Genomic DNA, 18,192 nt, shown 5'->3' with positions numbered 1-18,192 from the left:
CATGCTTTTATAGCATTTGCTGCAACCCAAAAGTCAGCTAACCCCTGGGTCAATTTGGCCCGAAATAGGGTGGTCTCTATCTCCATAATATACACACTTTGGGCTATTAACAGAGCTTTTTTGTCGTTAAAACGATCTAAAGTGCCATTCGCTACAGCATCCGCAAAAAGATCACTGAAATTATGATAGGCTGTTTCTTTGGTTTCATTAATTTCCATTGCAGCTAATATTTCATTGACGTCAATATTATGATTAATGGCTGTTGTAAAGGCAATGCCATATTTTTCAAATTTATTCCGCATAGTCTGGTCTGCTTTACAAAACTGCTTTTCAGGTGTATCGCCGTCAAAACTCAAAAACTCTTTCTGTACAAGTTTTAATGTTTTATCGAAATCCTCATTTAAATTATTAACCGGATATCCGCCAAACCATTTAAGTATAAAGCCATATAGTGTATGCTTTTCGCGAACGGGCAAAGGTAAGTTTTTTAAATGTTGTACTACTAAATCCCCCTTCTGAAAGTTAAGTTTGACAAATTCATTCTGCTTATCCAAAAGATTCAGAAAGTCTACAGGTTGAAATAATTCTGCACCTTTTCCAATCTTGAAGTAATTAATGGTATCGCTTACCAATTCTTGATTAGGAATATTTTTTTTATCTGTATAGTGATCTAATGTATAATTTGATGAAACATTTCCTAAAGACGGTGTAGTGAAATTGGCATCATGATCGTCAACGAGTAATACAGTTTCATTTTTTAATATTTTGATCAAACTTTTCAAGTCAAAAATCCCTTTTCTCCATTCCCGTTTTACATGCTCACGATCTGTAGTGATTATTTTGATTGGGCCGATTTTAGCGTCAAAATCAATGTCATTCCAAGCCTTAACATGTCTTTCGCATCCAGGAAATTTTATATTTATAAAAGCGGCTGCTTCTTTCAAAATATCATCAAGCTTCGCGTATGTATCAAGTAGTAATTTTTTATCATCATTAGTAAACTGATAACCAGGTGCCGCCGCACGCAGGTGCAAAATTTCGGGGAGATCTTCCGTGCGTTGCATCAGATCATCCAGTATTTGAACATTTTTTTTATTCATTTGTAATTTGTTTAACCCCAAATATTTTTCTCAATTCAAAATTGAACTAATCATTTAATAAATGCCGCCATTGTGTTCCCCCGGAATTAGGGATGTTATGGAATAAAGACGGTTTGAAATATAATTGGTCAATAATATCAAGATAGTAATTCGACTGTTTTAAGCCACCGCAAAACTCAGGTTCTGTGGCTATTGTTATACCTGCTACTTTTTTTAAAACCCATTCTATGACCGGATTTGATAATCCCAATAACCTCAAAGTTTCCTTTTTTGATAGATAAGTGAATTGTTTCTTTTGTTGCAACCCGCCTACAGATATAGGATTAGAAAGGGTGAAATAGTCTAAATCAATATCGAAATAGACCTTTTGATCTGAAATGTCTGGTAAATGCTTTTCAAATTCGCTTAAGCTATCAAATGTCATTATCGAATGTGAATTGCCATAAAAGTCTATTACAGTTTCCTGTTTGGGTCTTGAGCACTTTTGCCGACAAATTGCATATACATCTTTAATTTTATTGAGTAGTAATGCAGCTTTTATCTGAACATCATTTTGATGTGATATTTTAGCCCAGGTGTAGATAGCTAACTCCCCTTTGTGCGTATTGTCCAACGATTTAAGCTCATCCAACTCATCGCTATAAGGCGGGCATAAATCCTGGTGCCAGTCAAAGGTTACGAGTGATGGAATTTCATTGTTTAACTCATTTGTCCAGATGTTCCAATAGTAAAATGCAAATCGATGTTCTTGAAACAAAGCCAATTCAATAGTTTCTTTCGGGATAAAAGGATGCAAGAGTATTTCACTCCTGCATCCCGGTGGCTCTATATAAGATAGCCGCTTTAAATCATTTTTGTTGATTTGAATTGCCATACTACCGAAATAAATGATAAGCAGTAACCACATCCTTTTTATAAATATTAAAGCATGGGTTGGGGCTCCCGTCTTCAATCGCTGAATTAAAGCCCTCAAGTGCGAATGCTTTAATCAGCGTATCATTACTGCAATATTTGTATCCATGACCTTTCGACATATAATTGCTGATATGTTCAAGCCTATGTTTTAAACCATAAGAACTACTGCCGTGATGAATCTTTTTGGCTTTAAATGGAAACAGGATTTGTATCACCTTTCTTGCCTCATCTATCGTGAAATGCTCCCTGCGATCTTTAAGAAATTCAAGCTGTGAAAGTCCGCAAAGTAACTTATCATGCTCATGAATAGATTGATAACGTCCCGATTCGTTGAACCAAGTTGGAATTTCTTTTTGAATTTCCCACACATCTACAAATGATTGTTCTTCTTCCCAAATTTCAACAACACTTGTGTGAATTAAATTTCTTTTTTCGTCGAATTTAGGTTGGACAATAAATCGGGGATGTTGAGTATGGACTATGAAAGGTCCAGAGGATTTTGCGTTGCTGGGATTACTCCACAGGAACTTAGGGTACTTGCGTGCCATATTAAATAAACCAGTTTTTATGCAGGTGGTGCCCCTGTTCAAATGTTAAGTGTTAAAGATAATGATATGCTTTAATGATGATATAGCATGTTGATAATAACACTAAATTTATCTGATAATAATATTATACTATGAGTCAAAGCATTGGTAAAGAAATAAAGCAAATAGAGCTTTATTTAGAATACATTGAACTTATGGCTGCTGTCCTTCCAAATTTTGATTATCACACTACAAAGAAATCAGTGGAACAAACTCGGCTTTTTTTAAAGGCAGGAACCAAATTAGAATTAGCACAACGCTTGCCTGAACTCAAAGCTTTACTGGAAAAACAGGCCAAATCTTTGATGAAAGATTGCCCGCCGAAAAAAACCATAGAACATATCGCTAATGAATTTGCGGGGTTGAAAATTAAAGAAGATATTATCAACACAGGTGTGACCTACGCTTTTTTAAATGAACTCTTGGATCTAAAAAAGTTCAATTGGTATGCGGATACGCCATATCATTATAGAATTTCGGTTGGTGCGCTTAAAGGTGGCGGCGGAATTGAAGAGGAATTTCTTTTGAAAGACGCTTTTACGCTTTACCAAAAAGCAGAAACAAATTTCGCTTTATTAGAAACGTTGAGTAAAGTATTTAATCGTCAAAAGCCTTCAGATAATACTATTGATGGTAACGTAACGGATATTAAATATGAAGTCGCGAACTACAGCCGCTTATCGGTATTGACGTTTTACTCTTTTATTGAATGCCTGATTAATAGCATCGGATTTGATTTTCTATATCGCAACGAGAAAAATCTTTCAGCCAGTGAAATATTGATTTTAAAGGGGCTTAAGAAAAATGGCGGCTACATGAACTTAAAACACCGGATCGAAAGCTTACAAATAATTATTCGACAAGACAAGCAACTTGTACTCAATGTAACAGACGACCAGCAAAGAAAAGAACCATTTATATCTTTCTTTGACCAGTTTGAAGCATTGAGAAATGCGTCCGTCCATTATTCGCCTATTAAACACAGAATTTGGATGTCACCACAAGACTGGATAGAAAAATCCCGTAATTTTTGTGATGTTGCTTTACAGGTTGGTCTTCAAGTATGGCAAGCCTGTTATCCTGACTCGGATGGACCTCTGTACATGGGCAAACTGAATAAGGCAAAACAATTACAATTAGCTAATCGTCGAATGGCGGCTGTATCGGAATTACAGAAAACCATATTAGAAAAAAGTGAATAAAAAAATTACAAGTTTAAATTAGCGATTAAACGCAAATCAGACAGGAAATAGTTCGAGATTTGTAAAGTAGCCACCACACCTTAAATTAGAAAGCCTTTAGTCGAAAGATTAAAGGCTTTTTGCGTTCTTATTAGTTAGAAAGTAACTCGCATGTAAATGTAACCGAAACAGATCATCGGTTAAATGGAACTGCTGTTTTACCGCTTCATAATTTCTAAAGTTTACAACGGACTTGTATGCACCCACCCGGGATAATTACGTATCTGAAGCTGGGGGATTTGATATCCACTATTTCAGTTAAACGCTTAAAGTAATTTAAGTGGAAGTTGCCGGTAGAAAACTTGGTTATGACGCAACAATATAATTTGTTATGCGTATAACCGTACTTTATATAACTTATGAATTTTTTAATATACTTTGCAATCTTCTTTTTGGCGATTGCCATACTCCTTATATTAGCAATATTATTCTTTAGCTTTCTCAAGTTAATTAAAAGGAAATATTATCCAAATTGGAAGTTCCCTGATTATGTTAGCGTAGGGTATGCGGAATACTTATATCATAAATATATTAAAAGAGACTTGAAGTAGAAATTTGACAATTTTTACGTTTATTGAAAGGTTATACCTGCCGATTTACTATATCACAAACCACTATAGCCATCAAAAACCCAAAGCATTAACTTCAACGCCAATAACGCTTTACGTTGGGTAATTATTTTATTACCATTACAGCCGGCCCTCCTATTTCATGGGCATAATTATTGCCGCAAGTTTAATACACATTTTTTGGCAACTTAAAAGCTGCCGGCATGCCGCGATATAATTAAAGCATTGTATAATATTCCATAATAATATCATGCAGCAAAATACCGAGATCATCTCATTTTTAGCAGATTCTTCTTTTTTTTACTCTATAGGGATAGGAATGGATGGCAATTACACTTATGTCAGCGCTAATTATGACAGGAATTTCGATTTTTTGAATGAATCTTTACTTGGGAAAAATTTTTCTATCACCCTTCATCCCGATGACATCGCTATTTGTGAAGAAGTTGGGGGAAAGTGTTTTGCAGAACCAGGCCGGCTTTTCCCGGCCACTTTGCGTAAACACGATGGAAAAGGCGGTTTCGTTGTTACCCAATGGGAAATGAAAGCCTATTTTGATGAAGATGGGCAACCGGGCGGCATATTTTGTATCGGCTATAACATTACAGAGTATATGGATACAAAATCAAGATTAGCTGACGCAAATTCGGAATTATCAAACAAAGAAACGAGGCTTCAGGAAATCGGTTTCATTCAATCCCACCTCGTTCGTAAACCGCTGGCAAATATCATTGGGCTGGTCAATATTATTAATACCATGGATGTAAGTAAAAACATCAAAAACATGAATGAAATGTTATTGGAAAGTTCCGTTGAATTAGATGGTGTAATTAAATCCATCTCTAATAAGTCATCATCAGATTAGTATTATGGAAATGGTAAGTGTGAGCAGATGTATGGATAACACTCTTTAGATATATTACTTACAGAAAAAATTTATCTTATATCTGTGGGCAGATCTTTACCTTGCTCCTCCCCATGCAAACGCCCACCCTCGAATCCTATTACCTAACCAAGCCCGAGCCTTATCAAAGTTGCCTGCTGGCTTTGAGGGATATTATTTTGCGGGTGGATGCTGAGGTAATTCACGAACGTAAATTCCAAATCCCGTTCTTTACCTACCGTGGCAAAAAGCTGGCCTACCTATGGCTGGACCGCAAGAAACTTAAAATGGGCTTTTGCCTCGATAAAAGTTTACAACCTATACAGGAGGGCATCAAACCAAAAGACCAGTATGAATCTATTCTGATAGACCCAAATGAAGATCTCCCGGTAGAACTTATCTTACAAAAACTAACCGATTATATTAACCAAATAAAAAACCGATAGCTTGTTTTAAAAGGATATAAACCAAGTTTGTATCTTAGCGGGCACTAATCCCTAAACTGATGAAGCAAGCGCTTACCCGGCTTATTTATAATAAGCCTTTTGTTTACTCTGTATGGTTTGGCGCATGCCTGCTTTTGGCTTTAAAAGGCCTTTTAACACACCAGGGAATTAACAACTACATCATATTTAAGCATAATTTTTTAAATACTATCTCGCAGCAAAGCCTGTTTCAGTTGCAGCCTGAGTTTTATTTTGATCGTAACCATTACGGGCCCGTATTTTCTTTAATATTTGCACCCTTTGCCTTACTGCCGGATAGTATCGGCATTTTACTATGGGTAGCATTTAGCGCTTTTGTGTTATTCAAAGCCATACAGATGCTGCCTTTAGGGCCAAACAAGTATGTGATTGTTTTGCTGCTTTGCGCTAACGATCTTGTGGGATCTACCATCTATTTTCAGTTCAATCCAATTATTGCAGCGCTTATAATCCTTAGCTTTAATTTCATTAAAAGGAAGCAAGATTTTTGGGCTACGCTAATGATAGTCCTCGGTGCATCCACCAAAATTTATGGTATTGTGGGCTTGGCGTTCTTCTTCTTTTCGGATAACAAACTGAAATTTATTGCCAGCTTTATATTTTGGTCGGCAGTGTTATTTGTGTTGCCGATGGCTATCTCATCGCCATCGTTTATCATACGCACTTACCACGATTGGTTTTATGACCTTATTGCCAAAAACGCGGAGAACGAGGCCTCTAAAATGCAGGATTTTTCCCTGATGGGAATGATCCGCAGGTTGTTTAATTATCCTGCTTTAAACAACCTGTTTGTAATAGCCCCCGCGTTGGTTCTTTTCGGCCTATCTTATTTGCGTATCAAATATTACAAGACCACCCAATACCAGCTGCTTATCCTGGCATCGGTATTAATTTTCACCGTAATATTTAGCACATCGGCCGAGTCGGCAACTTTCATCATTGCTTTCGCGGGTGTAGCTATCTGGTTCATGAATTTGAACAAACCTACGGGCTTCGAGATCTTCCTGCTGGTTTTTGCCATTATCTTTACCAGCTTTGCCGCGTCTGATCTTTTCCCAAAAACCATTAATAAGATTTATATTCAGCCTTATCGATTAAAGGTGCTGCCTTGTTTCTTGATTTGGCTTAAAATAATTTATGAAACCTTATTCCGCGATTTCTCGCGCCAACAGCTCGCCGAAAAGCATGCATAATTAGCTATCGTAAAACAAATGTCATTTAAATAAGTAGCCGCCTTTTGCAGGTGCTATTATCGTAATATTTTTATATTTGTAACGTGAATGTTACGCTAATTGATTGTTGTATCATTCCTGTTATAAAATGATTATTTTAACAAAGCAATGTAGCGTTCCAACTTAAATTAGCGTAACATACTTATTACAATTACCAAGCGACTACAGAAAATAACCGATCACAATTATCCCCTAACCTATTGTTTAACATGGCATCCCTTGTAAAAAAGAAGATCTCTATTGTAATCCCCTCTTACAATGAAGAAAAAAACATCGCTTTTTTGATTGGACAGATCAACGAAACGCTGATGCCCACCGACTATGATTTTGAGCTTATTTTTGTTGACGACGGAAGTAAGGATAATACCCTTAACGAACTGAAATTTAATGCAGAGCTGCACCACAACATTTACTATATAGAACTTTCGCGAAATTTTGGTAAAGACCACGCGCTTAAAGCCGGCATTGGCATGGCAAAAGGCGATGTAGTTATAACCATGGATGCAGATATGCAACACCCGCCCGAGATGATCTTAAAGATGCTGAACTATTGGGAAGATGGCTATGATATTGTTTACACTTATCGCCAAAACGCAAATCCGCATGCCAAAGGTTATCAAAAGGCAACATCAAAAATGTTTTATAAAGGCATCAACATGCTGTCGGACATTAAGCTGGAAAATGGCACCGCCGATTTTAGGCTTATGGATGAAAAAGTGGTAAAACAATTAAAGCAGATAGATGAGTACGAAATATTTTTACGGGGAATTATTAAATGGACGGGGTACAAACAGCTTGGCATCCCTTATACCCCATCTAAAAGGCATACCGGCGAAGCCAGTTACTCGTTTTTTAAACTTTGCAAACTGGCTATCAGAAGCATCACCACGTTTAGCGCCCGCCCGCTTTACCTTGTAAGCGGTGTTGGCCTAACTTTTTCTACGCTTGCTATTCTCTACATTCCGTATGTGCTAATAAGTTATGTTACCGGTAATGCTGTTACGGGTTGGGCATCTATTATAGCTACTATAGCGTTTTTTGGCGGCCTGCAACTATTGGTATTAGGTATTATAGGTATCTATGTAGGTAAAATATTTATGCAGTCAAAAAATCGCCCAAATTATATCATCCGTTCCACCAACCTTATGCTTGTTAAAAATGATCTTGTTGGGGTTTGATGTAGAAGAATTTGACATGCCTTTTGAATACGGCAAATCGCTCCCTTTTGATGAGCAATTAGCAATTTCTACGGCCGGCACTGTACAAGTGTTAGCCATGCTGCAGGCCGCCGGTATAAAAGCAACCTTTTTTTGCACTGCTAATTATGCCATCCATCAGCCGGATATGATTCGCAACATTGTTGACCAGGGGCACGAGATAGCATCGCACGGATATTATCATTCCAATTTTGAGACAGCACATTTAAAAGAATCAAAGCTTAAACTCGAAGAAATTTCGGGCACACCAGTAACCGGCTTTCGTATGGCGCGGATGATGCCGGTGGATGAGGCAGAGACTGAAAAAGCAGGGTACACCTATAACTCATCCCTTAACCCTACCTGGCTACCAGGGCGCTATAATAACTTTAATAAACCGCGCACCTGGTTTTACGACCATAAGGTTTTACAGATCCCGGCATCGGTATCGCCCCTGGTACGGATCCCCCTTTTTTGGCTCAGTTTCCATAACCTGCCTTTGCCGCTTATTAAATGGTTGAGCAGGGCTGCTTATAAAAAAGATGGTTATTTAAACTTGTACTTTCACCCCTGGGAATTTACTGACCTGAACGATAAAGATAAATTAGGCCTGCCCGCCTATGTCACCAAAAACTCCGGGGAACCATTTGTAAACCGGCTGAAAGATTTTATTGGCTGGGCGCAGGGCAAAGGATATGCTTTTGGTAGAACCTGCGATTTTGCTGCTGATATAAATAAAAATAAGCGTTAGTATTATTAACAACTGTTAACCGACGTCTTATTTACGGTTGTCTACAGCCTTATGATATTCCTCAAGCGCTTGGTCCAGCGGGACGCCTTTAGTATGTACGATATCGCAAAAATGGTTACAAGCCCCGGGGTTCTTGCTGTTATTGCAACGGCTTTTGCAACTCGCTAAAGTATTGCGGGGCATAATATCATACATATGGGTCACCACAAATAGCACAAGGATGATGGTTGCCAAGGCACCACCAAAAAATCTCCACGGGAATTTTTTATCAGTAGTTTCAATTTTAGGCGGTGCATCATAATGGTTGAACGGGAGGATGAATTTCCATTTATCGTAATACCAGCAAAGCAGGTACAGGTTTGCCTGTATCATTAACGGCGCTGTTAAAAGCGAACCTTCAAACCGTACCGCTATGGATAGGATAAAAATATTTAAGATGATGGGCAGGTATAAGAATGCTCCCAAGACCACTGTGCGGGGTATTAGTAACAGCATTGCCGCGATCACCTGCAAAACGCCGATAAATGTATAGTAATATCCCGTATGGAATAATGCCTCCAGGTAGTGCCCCATGGGCTGGTTGTTGTGCAAATCCGTAAAGCGTTCGCCCATTATCTTTACAAAACCCGCCGGTAAAAAGCCTGCGGCAAGGGCCAGGCGGTTAAACACAGCGAAGTAGCCCATCCATTTATTTCGTCTGGTATGGGTTTGTAAATGATGTAACTTGAGGGTTAGGGTCATGCTTTTCTTAATCAAAGTACTTTGCACTACAAAGTTAATAATAAATCCGTATTTTCAAATTTTCCTCCTGATTTTTGTTGTGGAGTATTCGGGATCAAGCTAAACTACCTGCCTTAACTACAAACGCCTTTTTGTTTTGCCAATTTAGTTTGTAGATTTATCATTCAATATAAACCATTTATGAAAAATACACCTGTTTCAAAGCCGGGGCTTGTTGCCCGCTTTTTCGGCATCACCCTGTTGGCGTTAACCTTAATTTGTGGTAGTAAAGCTTCGGCACAAACCGATGTATTGGCTAAAGATCCTGATGTGATTGGCCGCTGGGATATTACTATGGAGAAAGACGGTAAAAGCATCCCATCGTGGTTAGAGGTTCAAAAATCGGGCACGCATACGCTTATTGGCCGTTTCACTTATGCTTTCGGGAGTGCCCGCCCTATTTCAGAAGTTAAACCTGCCGGTGGTAAGTTCAGCTTTTCTATCCCGCCGCAATGGGAACAAGGCGACCGCAATATGGATTTTGAATTTGACGTAAGCGGCAACAGCTTAAAAGGCACCATGGTTTATACCGATGGCAAAAGTTACAACTTTACCGGTGTACGCGCGCCTGCACTTATCCGCAGTAAAGCACCGGTATGGGGCAAACCCATTCGCTTGTTTAATGGTAAAAATACTAAAGGTTTCCACACCGATGGCAAAAACCAATGGATTGTGGAGAATGGCATTTTACGTAGCCTAAAATCGGGCGCCAACCTTATCAGCGATAAAAAATTCAATGATTTTAAACTGCATATCGAGTTCCGTTACAAACAGGGCAGCAACAGCGGCGTTTACCTGCGCGGCCGTTACGAGATACAGGTGATAGATACCAAAAGCGGCGAACCAGAGCCTATTAACAACCAATTCAGTTCGGTATATGGATTTTTGCCGCCAAACAAAATGATGGCTAAAAACCCCGGCGAATGGCAATCATATGATATTACACTGGTTGGCCGCATGATAACCCTTTCGGCTAACGGCACCGAGGTTATTACCCGCCAGATAATACCCGGCCTTACCGGTGGCGCTATGGATAGCAAGGAAGGCGAACCAGGCCCATTATTCATTCAGGGCGACCACGGCCCTATAGATTACCGCAACATTGTGATAACCCCTGCTAAGTAACCGGCTAACTGTACACTTATTCGCTATATTTATGAAAGGGCTGTCTAAATAATAGACAGCCCTTTCTGTTTTCTGTACATCAAATTAAGGCATTTAGGTTGATCAATATTGCCGGATTAAAATTGGCACGGAATTAGATTAACCCTTATCATGAAAGTTGTACATATCAAAACAATCAGCACCGTAAAAACAATAGAAGCTAAAGTGATAAGCTTGTTCAGGAAAAAAGCATTTAGCCTGCGCGCTTTTAATCAACAGCAATTTACAGGCTTTATTGCCTGATCTATATATACCATCTACCTATGGAAAATAAGCTTCTCACAAGGGGCTTTTTTTATGAGTAACAATTATGAGCACCAAAGTAACTATATCATACTACTGTTTTAACAAAGCCTGTTTTGGCTCGGTTTATAACCATAAATATGCACAGGTGCTTCGGTTACCTTACGAGCTATCTACCTTTCGCCAAAAACATACCTGCCTGTTATGCTGCTCTAACTTAATATCTCTTGTAGACCTTGATATAAGACAGGTAATGGGCGATGGCATATCATTAGCTGCATAATCACCCCTTAACTCTACTTATTTACAATACCGTTTACTGCACTTCGTCCAGCTGGATCACCACGCTGGTATGGTAAGCGCTCACCTGCGGGTTGATGCCTACATTCATTAAAAAGTCTCCTTTGTATTTAGGTTCAGTTTCCAGTATAGTGGCTGTTCCAGGATAAAGGTTTATCTCTTTCACAGAGTAGGTTTTATTAGGGTCGAGGCCTTTGAAACGGATAGGCGTTTTGGTACCGGCATTGTAGCGGTTGTTCACCAAATAATTAAAAACCACCGCCTTTGATCTCGCTTCGTTCACATACATCAATGATGCTACGTCGTTTGCCCACGGGTTTTGCAGGCGATATTGGTCGCCGTGCCAGATTACATCTTTCAAACCATCATAGTTTTTTAGGGCAAGATGGGCGTAAGCCAGTTCCTGTTCGCTTAGTTTACCTACTACAATATCAAAGCCCATTTTACCCATCATAGCCACATCTATCTTAAATTTAAGCGGCTGTTTACCCCAATCTGTAACGTGGTTAGAGCTGGCTATCGCCGGGAAGAAATAAGAATACTCCCATTGGATAAAGATGCGTTCCAACGGATCGGTATTATCGCTTGGCCAGTACTCGGTAAAATATTTAAGCGCGCCATAATCAACCCGGCCGCCACCGCCAGAGCAAAGCATCAGCGGCACTTTTGGGTATTTGGCACGCACCCTATCCAGTATTTTATAAAGCCCGCGAACGTAATCGGTGTACAGATGTGATTGATCTTTCTTTAAGTAAGCCGAGTTAGCATTATAAATAACCGCGTTGCAATCCCATTTAATATAGGCAAGTTTCGGGTTTTTGGTGAACAGGTTATCAACCACGCCGAATACAAAATCTTGCACCTTAGGGTTGCTCAGGTCAAGCACCAGCTGGTTACGAAAATACTTTTCGGGGCGGCCGCTTTCTTTTATTACCCAATCCGGGTGGGCTTTATAAAGGTCGCTGGCGGGGTTAACCATTTCAGGCTCTATCCAGATCCCGAACTTTACGCCATTTGCATCAGCCTCTTTCACCAGCGAACCAATGCCATTTGGCAGTTTCAGCTTGTTTTCCTGCCAGTCGCCAAGGCCTGCATTATCGCCATTGCGGGGGTGGTTATTACCAAACCAGCCATCATCCAGCAAAAACAGATCAACGCCAAGCTTTTTGGTATCTTTAAAAAGCTGCGCCAGCTTGGTCTCGTTAAAATCAAAGTAGGTAGATTCCCAGTTGTTGAGTAGTGTTAGCCTGGTGCCTTCGCCATCCACAATTTTATATTTGCGTGCCCAGCGGTGCATTTTGCGGCTGGCATCGCCTGTACCGTGGTCGCTGTAGGTATAAACCAGCGCCGGTGTTACAAAATCCTCGTTAGGTTTTAGGTGATATTCGGCAGCGGCGTTGTTAATGCCCGCAATCAGCCGCAGGTAGTTTGACGGCTCGGGGCTTAATTCAAAATCAACCCTAAAATTCCCAGACCATTCCAATGAGCCCAGCAACACTTTGCCTTCGTCCTCGGTAGCCGGTTTATCCATCGATATCATAAAAGTAGACGGCTCGTACAGGTTGGCACGGGTGCCCAGTTTGCTGTCGATGGTTTTGATGCCGTGGGTAAGCTTGCTTTCTTCGGGCTTCATTTCTGATGCCCAGTTGCCGTGATATTGTTTCAGCCAAAAACCATCAGCCTTAAAATTAAGGTTGGCCGATGCAAATTTATTCAACGTTACCACACCCTTCTCGTTGTGTTTGATTACGCTCCATTGCTCGGTAACGTCCTCTTTAAAAAATGTTTTATAGTATAGCTTCACCTCGAACGGGTAAGCAGGATCTTTCAGCGTCACTGTTAATAACGACACGTTATCATCAACCTTGGTTACGGTGTGGCTAACATACTGCAGGTCCAGCGATTTATTGCCATCGGCATGGGTAACCGTAATGGCAGGCTCTGCAAGGTTGGCCGAGCCCGACGGCGTGTAAGCATCATCCAATATGCCCGAATCATCATTTGGTTTGTACATTTTTGCAATGCCTGCATACTCCTTAGCATAGCTAAGTTTGACGCCGAAGTAAACCATCTTCAGGTTTTTGCCGGCATCGGTCTGTAACACCAGGGCATTGTGCTGGGTTTCTACCGGGATCGTCACTACTTGTGCATTGGCTATGAAAGAGGCCGCAATAAGGCATGCGGTGAACAGGTAATTTTTGCTTCTCACGTTGGATAAATTGATTGTATTGGCTATAGGCAATATTACGGTAAAGTAATTTGTAATTATTGCGCGCAAATAAATTTATCATTTTTGCACAACACATTACCAATATCGCTTATTAAATTGATGGGTAAATTTAGCCATTATAGTAACTTTTATAATGGACAAAAACTATAATATGATGGACATTCTTGTTAATTTACACCACCCATGATACGACAAGCAACCCCTGCCGACGCACCTGCCATATCCCGCCTTATTGCACTGGCCATGGGCCCGCTTGCCGCCAAATTCGCCAATAACGATGACCCGGCAAAAGCACTCGAACTATTTGAACGCTTTGCCCGGCTAACCGGCAACCAATATAGCTATACCAATATTTTAGTTTGGGATGAACAAGGCGAAACCACAGGCATGATCATGGCCTACGACGGCGCAAAACTTGACGACCTGCGCAAACCCTTTTTAGATTACACCCGCACCCAACTTGGTTTCGCCGGTACACCCGAAGATGAAACCCAGCCCGGCGAATATTACATCGACTGCCTTGCGGTATTCCCCGGTCACCAGGGTAAAGGCATCGCCAAAAAAATCCTCACCGCTTTGTTTAACTACGCCGCGGAACTTGGCCACCATACCGTTGGCCTGTTGGTAGATAAAGGCAACGATAAAGCTAAAAAGCTCTACACCGATCTGGGTTTTACCGAGCAAGGCGAAAAGCGATTACTGGGCGGCTCTCATTACCATTTGCAACGCCGGGTGTGACTGCCAAACATCCCGCAGGCAACAGCTGTTAATTGATTATGGCCGATAAACCCTCGTACCTTAATTTTGATAAAGCCGCCTATCCATGGAAACCGGATATCGATTACCGCAAGCAGCCCGGGCATTACCGTGTGGGCAAGGGCGAACAAGGTGTGCTTATTTGCGAACCTTACAAAAGCGAGATAGGCCAGCACTGGCGTTTTAAAACCGAAGCCATCGCGCGGCAAAGCAGCGAGATAATTTACAGCATGTTTAACGACTATCTGGAACACGATAACTTTGTAGGCGCCGATATGGCCCGCAAGTTTTTGCAAATGGGCTACACCCGCGCCCGCCGCTATGCCAATTATAAAGGCGGCAAAAAATACGACGAACAAAATAACTACGCACAGTTGGAACGCGGCACCGGCGAGGACGAAAAAGCGCGGGCAGCGGCCGTATTCTACAAGCTATACAAACAGGCCGAAGCCAATCCAAAATACAAAGCCATGAAAACCGCATGGAAGAAAGACAAAGGATAGCCCGCCAGGCAATACCTGAAAAATTATAAGGCGGGTAAATTCAATCAGCTCAAGTGACCCGAATAAGTCTCCCTTTAACGAAGTAAAAAAGTCATTAAATATTATCGGTTGAGAATTAATGCATTAGCAGGTAAGTACCCAAATCAGACAATTTACCGACAAACAAACCACAATATCAGGCGTTTTTATACGTCTCTATAGGACATCGCTCTACAACTACCTGCTACATATGAAACACAAAATTAAACTGCCCGATGGTACCGCTCAACTCATAGAAATTACCAGCGCTTACTTTAAAACCTGGCACGTGTGGAACATAAAATTCGCCGACGGCAAAGCCGCCACCCTGTTTAAACTGGGCAGCGAATGGATGCAGCGTAACGAAGATTTTTTAGACGAACAGATCCTTAACGCTATTGGTAAGCGCATAGATAGCATTTTGGTGAGAAGGAAGATGGCGTTTTAAGCCGGCACACCACTCCGCGCGTCATTGCGAGGTACGAAGCAATCTCTTTGCTGTACAGAGCACACTATTAGTTCTTCGTTAGGAGTGGTCGTTCTAAATTGTAGGGCTTGTGGATGATCATTTTTTCGTGTTTTTTTTTCAGCCTCAAGAGGTCTACGCCGTTCTTTTCTCTCAAAAGAAACAAACCAAAGAAAGTCGCGGGTTGGTAACACGCTGTGAGTGCTGGGGTTTTGGCATTGCCTGCGCCACCCGTGTGTTACATTTGGACGGTAAATTCAGGTTCGTCAAACTCAATTCTCTGAACCAGGTCCTCTTATTTATACTATTACCAGGCTTTCCTTTCCCCGTCAGTCAAAACAGCTTCGCCTGAAATTGGGCAGAACACTGGTGGCCCTGTTGGCGGTATGGGTGTAGCATTTTTTCTTCTATCTGATGAACCCAAGGGGTCCACTCCTAATGCGGCATTAGCGTGTCGCGGATAGCACAGGCACTGCCCTCCCACACCCTTAAACAGCAACACGGTTAAGCCGCGTGTTTTTTCTTTGGTTCGTTTGTTTTTTGCGACAAAAAAGAAACGAACATCTACTGACGATTCATAAAGCAAACCCATTACTAACAAAGAACTAATTAATTCAAAGCCATTCATTACCCCAATCTATCAGAAGCAGATCACCTTTTTAACCTCTATGTAAATCGGGGATTGCCACGCTATCGCTCACAATGACGGCTTTTTTAAAACCCCAACCACTCACTCCTCACCCACTCCCCACTCACTAAAACCCCCACTTCACTCATTCCCGCAAAACCATAACAAGCAGGCCTTTATACTTGTATCAACAAAACAAACAACCGCCATGAAAACATTAAAACTATCCATTGCCGCACTGCTCACCTTCGCCATATCGGCCTGCAGCCAAATGAAAACCATAGGCCAAAGCATGCAGATGCCCGCCGGCATCGATAATACCGCGCCCCTGCCCACCGGCACCTATTTTATCGTGAATGGCTCTAAAGCCCTTACCCCTTTGCAGCCAACGATTGCCCAAAACGTATTTCTGCGGCCATACAGTGGCAGCGGGATGCAAAAGTGGGAAGTAAAACAATTCCGCACTAAAAAAGGCTTCAGCTACACCATGCGTTTGGCGGGGACGGACAACATGTTCTTTCAGCCAAATGCCGTTAAAGACCATACCCCAATGATAGGCCCTGCAGGCGCGGGCACAAGCTTCCGCATCTTGGCCGGGCCGGGCGCCAAAGAATGGTTCATCAAAAGCACATTTTATAATGGCGACGCCCTGCGCAGCTTTGTATATAGCGCCGATTCGGCAACCGAGATCCGTTTCGAAGCGGCCGAACCAACCGATAAATTCACCTGGAAATTTATCCCCACCACCACCGAATAATAAGCCGAAACAGTTCATAGTTAATTACCAATGCAAAGCCGCGTCCACTCGTTTGAGGATGCGGCTTTTGCTTTTTGGAGTCAATAAGGTTTTTATCCAAAGTAACGGCAGTTGTGCATGGGATGGGGTGATTCCGCTATGCGCTTATATGCACATAGTCCTTGCTTCCAATTATAGCACGCGCCATGCATGCGCCGGCAGGGGGTCTAAGCAACGTCAGGCAACGTGAACCAAAAGGACGACCCCTGCCCAAGTACACTATCAACTCCCATTTCGCCCCCATGCTGTTTTACGATCTCTGAACTAATGTAAAGCCCTATTCCGAGACCGGATTGGCTGTGCTGCCCATTGTCCGCCTTTTTAAAACGCTTAAAAATCGAACTAACATCCTTATCGGCTATCCCGATACCCTTATCCTTCACCGTAATTTTAATAAAATGATCTTTATGTTCAACGCTTATCGAAATAGTTTTAGAATTGGGTGCATACTTTACCGCGTTATTAAGCAGATTAATCATTACCTGGTCAATTTTATGCTGGTCAGCAAAGATCGGCAGTTTCATATCACCCGACTTTTCTACAGTATTTGTTCCATTCATAGCGATGTGGTTACAGCACCCATCTATTACGTCAGAAAATAAAAACATCGTTTTATTGAGTACAAGTTCTTCGTTAGACAGCACCGTCGTGATCAGCAGATCGTCAACCAACGCTCCAAGTTTTTTAGCATGGCGTTCCGAATTTTTCGCTAATTCAATCAGGCGCTTATCTTCTATTTTTTTCTCCTGAATGATCCGGTTCATCAATTGAAGTGTTGCCCGCAAACTGGTGATGGGCGTTCTTAACTCGTGGCTGGCAAGGTTTGTAAAAGCATCTTTTTGCTTTTGCATTCTTAACTCCAGTTCTAAGGAAATCTCTTTCTGCTTTCTTAAAGTAATATCGTTTTGTATGCCGATGTAATGGGTAACAATACCCTCCCTATCCTTTATAGGGGCTATATACAACTCGTTATAAAACATCGAGCCGTCTTTACGGTAGTTTGCCAGTTCAACATAACAATCAGAGCCGGCAGACAAGGCATCCTGTACTTTGTATCTTCCTATTTGTTCGCGGTTTTCTAATTGCAAAAACCTGCAGTTTTTTCCTAATATCTCTTCCCGGCTGTAACCTGTCATTTCCTCAAAGGCGTTGTTGCAATATATAATAGGGTTATCCTCTTGCTGCCAGTCGGTTATTACCACTCCGCTTATAGATGCCCCCAAAGCTGCGATAAGTAATTGCTCCTGCCCCTCAATATTTTTCAATAATAATATGCCACGATTATCCATTTTCTTTACTGTATGTATAGATATATACAGCTAAAAAGCTGATTTGTGACAATTTTTTTA

At 41.2% G+C, this 18,192-nt stretch carries 20 protein-coding genes; 13 read left to right on the top strand and 7 right to left on the bottom strand.

The window, feature by feature from the left end; translation table 11 throughout:
* The 3 genes from ACVW0P_RS18870 to ACVW0P_RS18860 all read right to left on the bottom strand — a co-directional run.
* A partial coding sequence (locus ACVW0P_RS18870) for a hypothetical protein (protein WP_457133436.1) occupies positions 1-1,100 on the bottom strand: 1,100 nt, incomplete at its 3' end.
* Between the two features lie 46 nt (positions 1,101-1,146).
* Positions 1,147-1,974, bottom strand: a complete 828-nt coding sequence (locus tag ACVW0P_RS18865) for a hypothetical protein (RefSeq protein ID WP_457133435.1) — start codon at positions 1,972-1,974, stop codon at positions 1,147-1,149.
* A 1-nt stretch (position 1,975) separates the two neighbouring features.
* On the bottom strand, positions 1,976-2,563 hold the full coding sequence (locus tag ACVW0P_RS18860) for a hypothetical protein (protein WP_457133434.1): 588 nt from the start codon (positions 2,561-2,563) through the stop codon (positions 1,976-1,978).
* Positions 2,564-2,694: 131 nt separating this feature from the next.
* On the opposite strand from ACVW0P_RS18860, the gene ACVW0P_RS18855 reads away from it, so the two are divergent.
* The 6 genes from ACVW0P_RS18855 (at position 2,695) to ACVW0P_RS18830 (ending at position 8,959) form a co-directional block, all read left to right on the top strand.
* A complete protein-coding gene (locus ACVW0P_RS18855; RefSeq protein WP_457133433.1) occupies positions 2,695-3,804 on the top strand; it encodes a hypothetical protein in 1,110 nt (369 codons plus the stop codon).
* Positions 3,805-4,662: 858 nt separating this feature from the next.
* Positions 4,663-5,277: a PAS domain-containing protein gene (locus tag ACVW0P_RS18850; protein WP_457133432.1), complete on the top strand. Its 615-nt coding sequence runs from the start codon at positions 4,663-4,665 to the stop codon at positions 5,275-5,277.
* Positions 5,278-5,390: 113 nt separating this feature from the next.
* The gene (locus ACVW0P_RS18845) at positions 5,391-5,741 is read left to right on the top strand and encodes a DUF1801 domain-containing protein (protein WP_457133431.1); all 351 of its coding nucleotides are present in this window, start codon (positions 5,391-5,393) and stop codon (positions 5,739-5,741) included.
* A 59-nt stretch (positions 5,742-5,800) separates the two neighbouring features.
* Entirely contained in the window at positions 5,801-6,973 is a 1,173-nt protein-coding gene (locus ACVW0P_RS18840) for a glycosyltransferase family 87 protein (RefSeq protein ID WP_457133430.1), read from the top strand.
* Positions 6,974-7,221: 248 nt separating this feature from the next.
* Complete coding sequence (locus ACVW0P_RS18835; protein ID WP_354428727.1) at positions 7,222-8,190, top strand: glycosyltransferase family 2 protein; 969 nt, start codon at positions 7,222-7,224, stop codon at positions 8,188-8,190.
* On the top strand, positions 8,171-8,959 hold the full coding sequence (locus ACVW0P_RS18830) for a polysaccharide deacetylase family protein (protein WP_457133429.1): 789 nt from the start codon (positions 8,171-8,173) through the stop codon (positions 8,957-8,959). The genes ACVW0P_RS18835 and ACVW0P_RS18830 overlap by 20 nt, the downstream gene beginning before the upstream one ends.
* A gap of 27 nt (positions 8,960-8,986) precedes the next feature.
* Here the strand turns inward: ACVW0P_RS18830 and ACVW0P_RS18825 are convergent, their stop codons facing one another.
* Complete coding sequence (locus tag ACVW0P_RS18825) at positions 8,987-9,700, bottom strand: hypothetical protein (RefSeq protein ID WP_457133428.1); 714 nt, start codon at positions 9,698-9,700, stop codon at positions 8,987-8,989.
* Positions 9,701-9,880: 180 nt separating this feature from the next.
* Here ACVW0P_RS18825 and ACVW0P_RS18820 point away from each other — a divergent pair, with 180 nt between their 5' ends.
* The 3 genes from ACVW0P_RS18820 to ACVW0P_RS18810 all read left to right on the top strand — a co-directional run bounded on the left by ACVW0P_RS18820 (position 9,881) and on the right by ACVW0P_RS18810 (position 11,429).
* The gene (locus ACVW0P_RS18820) at positions 9,881-10,864 is read left to right on the top strand and encodes a 3-keto-disaccharide hydrolase (RefSeq protein WP_457133427.1); all 984 of its coding nucleotides are present in this window, start codon (positions 9,881-9,883) and stop codon (positions 10,862-10,864) included.
* A gap of 150 nt (positions 10,865-11,014) precedes the next feature.
* A complete protein-coding gene (locus ACVW0P_RS18815; protein ID WP_354428722.1) occupies positions 11,015-11,146 on the top strand; it encodes a hypothetical protein in 132 nt (43 codons plus the stop codon).
* 67 nt (positions 11,147-11,213) lie between these two features.
* Positions 11,214-11,429, top strand: a complete 216-nt coding sequence (locus ACVW0P_RS18810; RefSeq protein ID WP_354428721.1) for a hypothetical protein — start codon at positions 11,214-11,216, stop codon at positions 11,427-11,429.
* 33 nt (positions 11,430-11,462) lie between these two features.
* On the opposite strand, the gene ACVW0P_RS18805 is transcribed toward ACVW0P_RS18810, so the two are convergent.
* A complete protein-coding gene (locus ACVW0P_RS18805; RefSeq protein WP_457133426.1) occupies positions 11,463-13,655 on the bottom strand; it encodes an alpha-galactosidase in 2,193 nt (730 codons plus the stop codon).
* Between the two features lie 204 nt (positions 13,656-13,859).
* On the opposite strand from ACVW0P_RS18805, the gene ACVW0P_RS18800 reads away from it, so the two are divergent.
* From ACVW0P_RS18800 to ACVW0P_RS18790, 3 genes are all read left to right on the top strand, one after another.
* On the top strand, positions 13,860-14,414 hold the full coding sequence (locus ACVW0P_RS18800) for an N-acetyltransferase family protein (RefSeq protein WP_457133425.1): 555 nt from the start codon (positions 13,860-13,862) through the stop codon (positions 14,412-14,414).
* Positions 14,415-14,452: 38 nt separating this feature from the next.
* Entirely contained in the window at positions 14,453-14,935 is a 483-nt protein-coding gene (locus ACVW0P_RS18795) for a DUF4385 domain-containing protein (RefSeq protein ID WP_457133424.1), read from the top strand.
* A 229-nt stretch (positions 14,936-15,164) separates the two neighbouring features.
* On the top strand, positions 15,165-15,401 hold the full coding sequence (locus ACVW0P_RS18790) for a hypothetical protein (protein ID WP_354428713.1): 237 nt from the start codon (positions 15,165-15,167) through the stop codon (positions 15,399-15,401).
* 325 nt (positions 15,402-15,726) lie between these two features.
* On the opposite strand, the gene ACVW0P_RS18785 is transcribed toward ACVW0P_RS18790, so the two are convergent.
* Entirely contained in the window at positions 15,727-16,047 is a 321-nt protein-coding gene (locus ACVW0P_RS18785) for a hypothetical protein (RefSeq protein ID WP_457133423.1), read from the bottom strand.
* 208 nt (positions 16,048-16,255) lie between these two features.
* On the opposite strand from ACVW0P_RS18785, the gene ACVW0P_RS18780 reads away from it, so the two are divergent.
* On the top strand, positions 16,256-16,804 hold the full coding sequence (locus ACVW0P_RS18780) for a hypothetical protein (protein ID WP_457133422.1): 549 nt from the start codon (positions 16,256-16,258) through the stop codon (positions 16,802-16,804).
* Between the two features lie 206 nt (positions 16,805-17,010).
* On the opposite strand, the gene ACVW0P_RS18775 is transcribed toward ACVW0P_RS18780, so the two are convergent.
* Positions 17,011-18,132: an ATP-binding protein gene (locus tag ACVW0P_RS18775; protein WP_457133421.1), complete on the bottom strand. Its 1,122-nt coding sequence runs from the start codon at positions 18,130-18,132 to the stop codon at positions 17,011-17,013.
* Positions 18,133-18,192 lie beyond the last annotated feature (60 nt).

The organism is Mucilaginibacter sp. UYNi724 (assembly GCF_054057495.1).
This window is presented reverse-complemented; position numbering and strand designations above follow the sequence as displayed.

Excerpts from the sequence above, each read along its gene's own strand:
- ACVW0P_RS18775 (WP_457133421.1), bottom strand. The coding sequence starts at position 18,132 with ATGGATAATCGTGGCATATTATTATTGAAAAATATTGAGGGGCAGGAG.
- ACVW0P_RS18790 (WP_354428713.1), top strand. The coding sequence starts at position 15,165 with ATGAAACACAAAATTAAACTGCCCGATGGTACCGCTCAACTCATAGAA.
- ACVW0P_RS18795 (WP_457133424.1), top strand. The coding sequence starts at position 14,453 with ATGGCCGATAAACCCTCGTACCTTAATTTTGATAAAGCCGCCTATCCA.
- ACVW0P_RS18785 (WP_457133423.1), bottom strand. The coding sequence starts at position 16,047 with ATGAATGGCTTTGAATTAATTAGTTCTTTGTTAGTAATGGGTTTGCTT.
- ACVW0P_RS18810 (WP_354428721.1), top strand. The coding sequence starts at position 11,214 with ATGAGCACCAAAGTAACTATATCATACTACTGTTTTAACAAAGCCTGT.
- ACVW0P_RS18860 (WP_457133434.1), bottom strand. The coding sequence starts at position 2,563 with ATGGCACGCAAGTACCCTAAGTTCCTGTGGAGTAATCCCAGCAACGCA.
- ACVW0P_RS18855 (WP_457133433.1), top strand. The coding sequence starts at position 2,695 with ATGAGTCAAAGCATTGGTAAAGAAATAAAGCAAATAGAGCTTTATTTA.
- ACVW0P_RS18780 (WP_457133422.1), top strand. The coding sequence starts at position 16,256 with ATGAAAACATTAAAACTATCCATTGCCGCACTGCTCACCTTCGCCATA.
- ACVW0P_RS18865 (WP_457133435.1), bottom strand. The coding sequence starts at position 1,974 with ATGGCAATTCAAATCAACAAAAATGATTTAAAGCGGCTATCTTATATA.
- ACVW0P_RS18825 (WP_457133428.1), bottom strand. The coding sequence starts at position 9,700 with ATGACCCTAACCCTCAAGTTACATCATTTACAAACCCATACCAGACGA.
- ACVW0P_RS18800 (WP_457133425.1), top strand. The coding sequence starts at position 13,860 with ATGATACGACAAGCAACCCCTGCCGACGCACCTGCCATATCCCGCCTT.
- ACVW0P_RS18845 (WP_457133431.1), top strand. The coding sequence starts at position 5,391 with ATGCAAACGCCCACCCTCGAATCCTATTACCTAACCAAGCCCGAGCCT.
- ACVW0P_RS18820 (WP_457133427.1), top strand. The coding sequence starts at position 9,881 with ATGAAAAATACACCTGTTTCAAAGCCGGGGCTTGTTGCCCGCTTTTTC.
- ACVW0P_RS18830 (WP_457133429.1), top strand. The coding sequence starts at position 8,171 with ATGATCTTGTTGGGGTTTGATGTAGAAGAATTTGACATGCCTTTTGAA.
- ACVW0P_RS18815 (WP_354428722.1), top strand. The coding sequence starts at position 11,015 with ATGAAAGTTGTACATATCAAAACAATCAGCACCGTAAAAACAATAGAA.
- ACVW0P_RS18850 (WP_457133432.1), top strand. The coding sequence starts at position 4,663 with ATGCAGCAAAATACCGAGATCATCTCATTTTTAGCAGATTCTTCTTTT.
- ACVW0P_RS18840 (WP_457133430.1), top strand. The coding sequence starts at position 5,801 with ATGAAGCAAGCGCTTACCCGGCTTATTTATAATAAGCCTTTTGTTTAC.
- ACVW0P_RS18835 (WP_354428727.1), top strand. The coding sequence starts at position 7,222 with ATGGCATCCCTTGTAAAAAAGAAGATCTCTATTGTAATCCCCTCTTAC.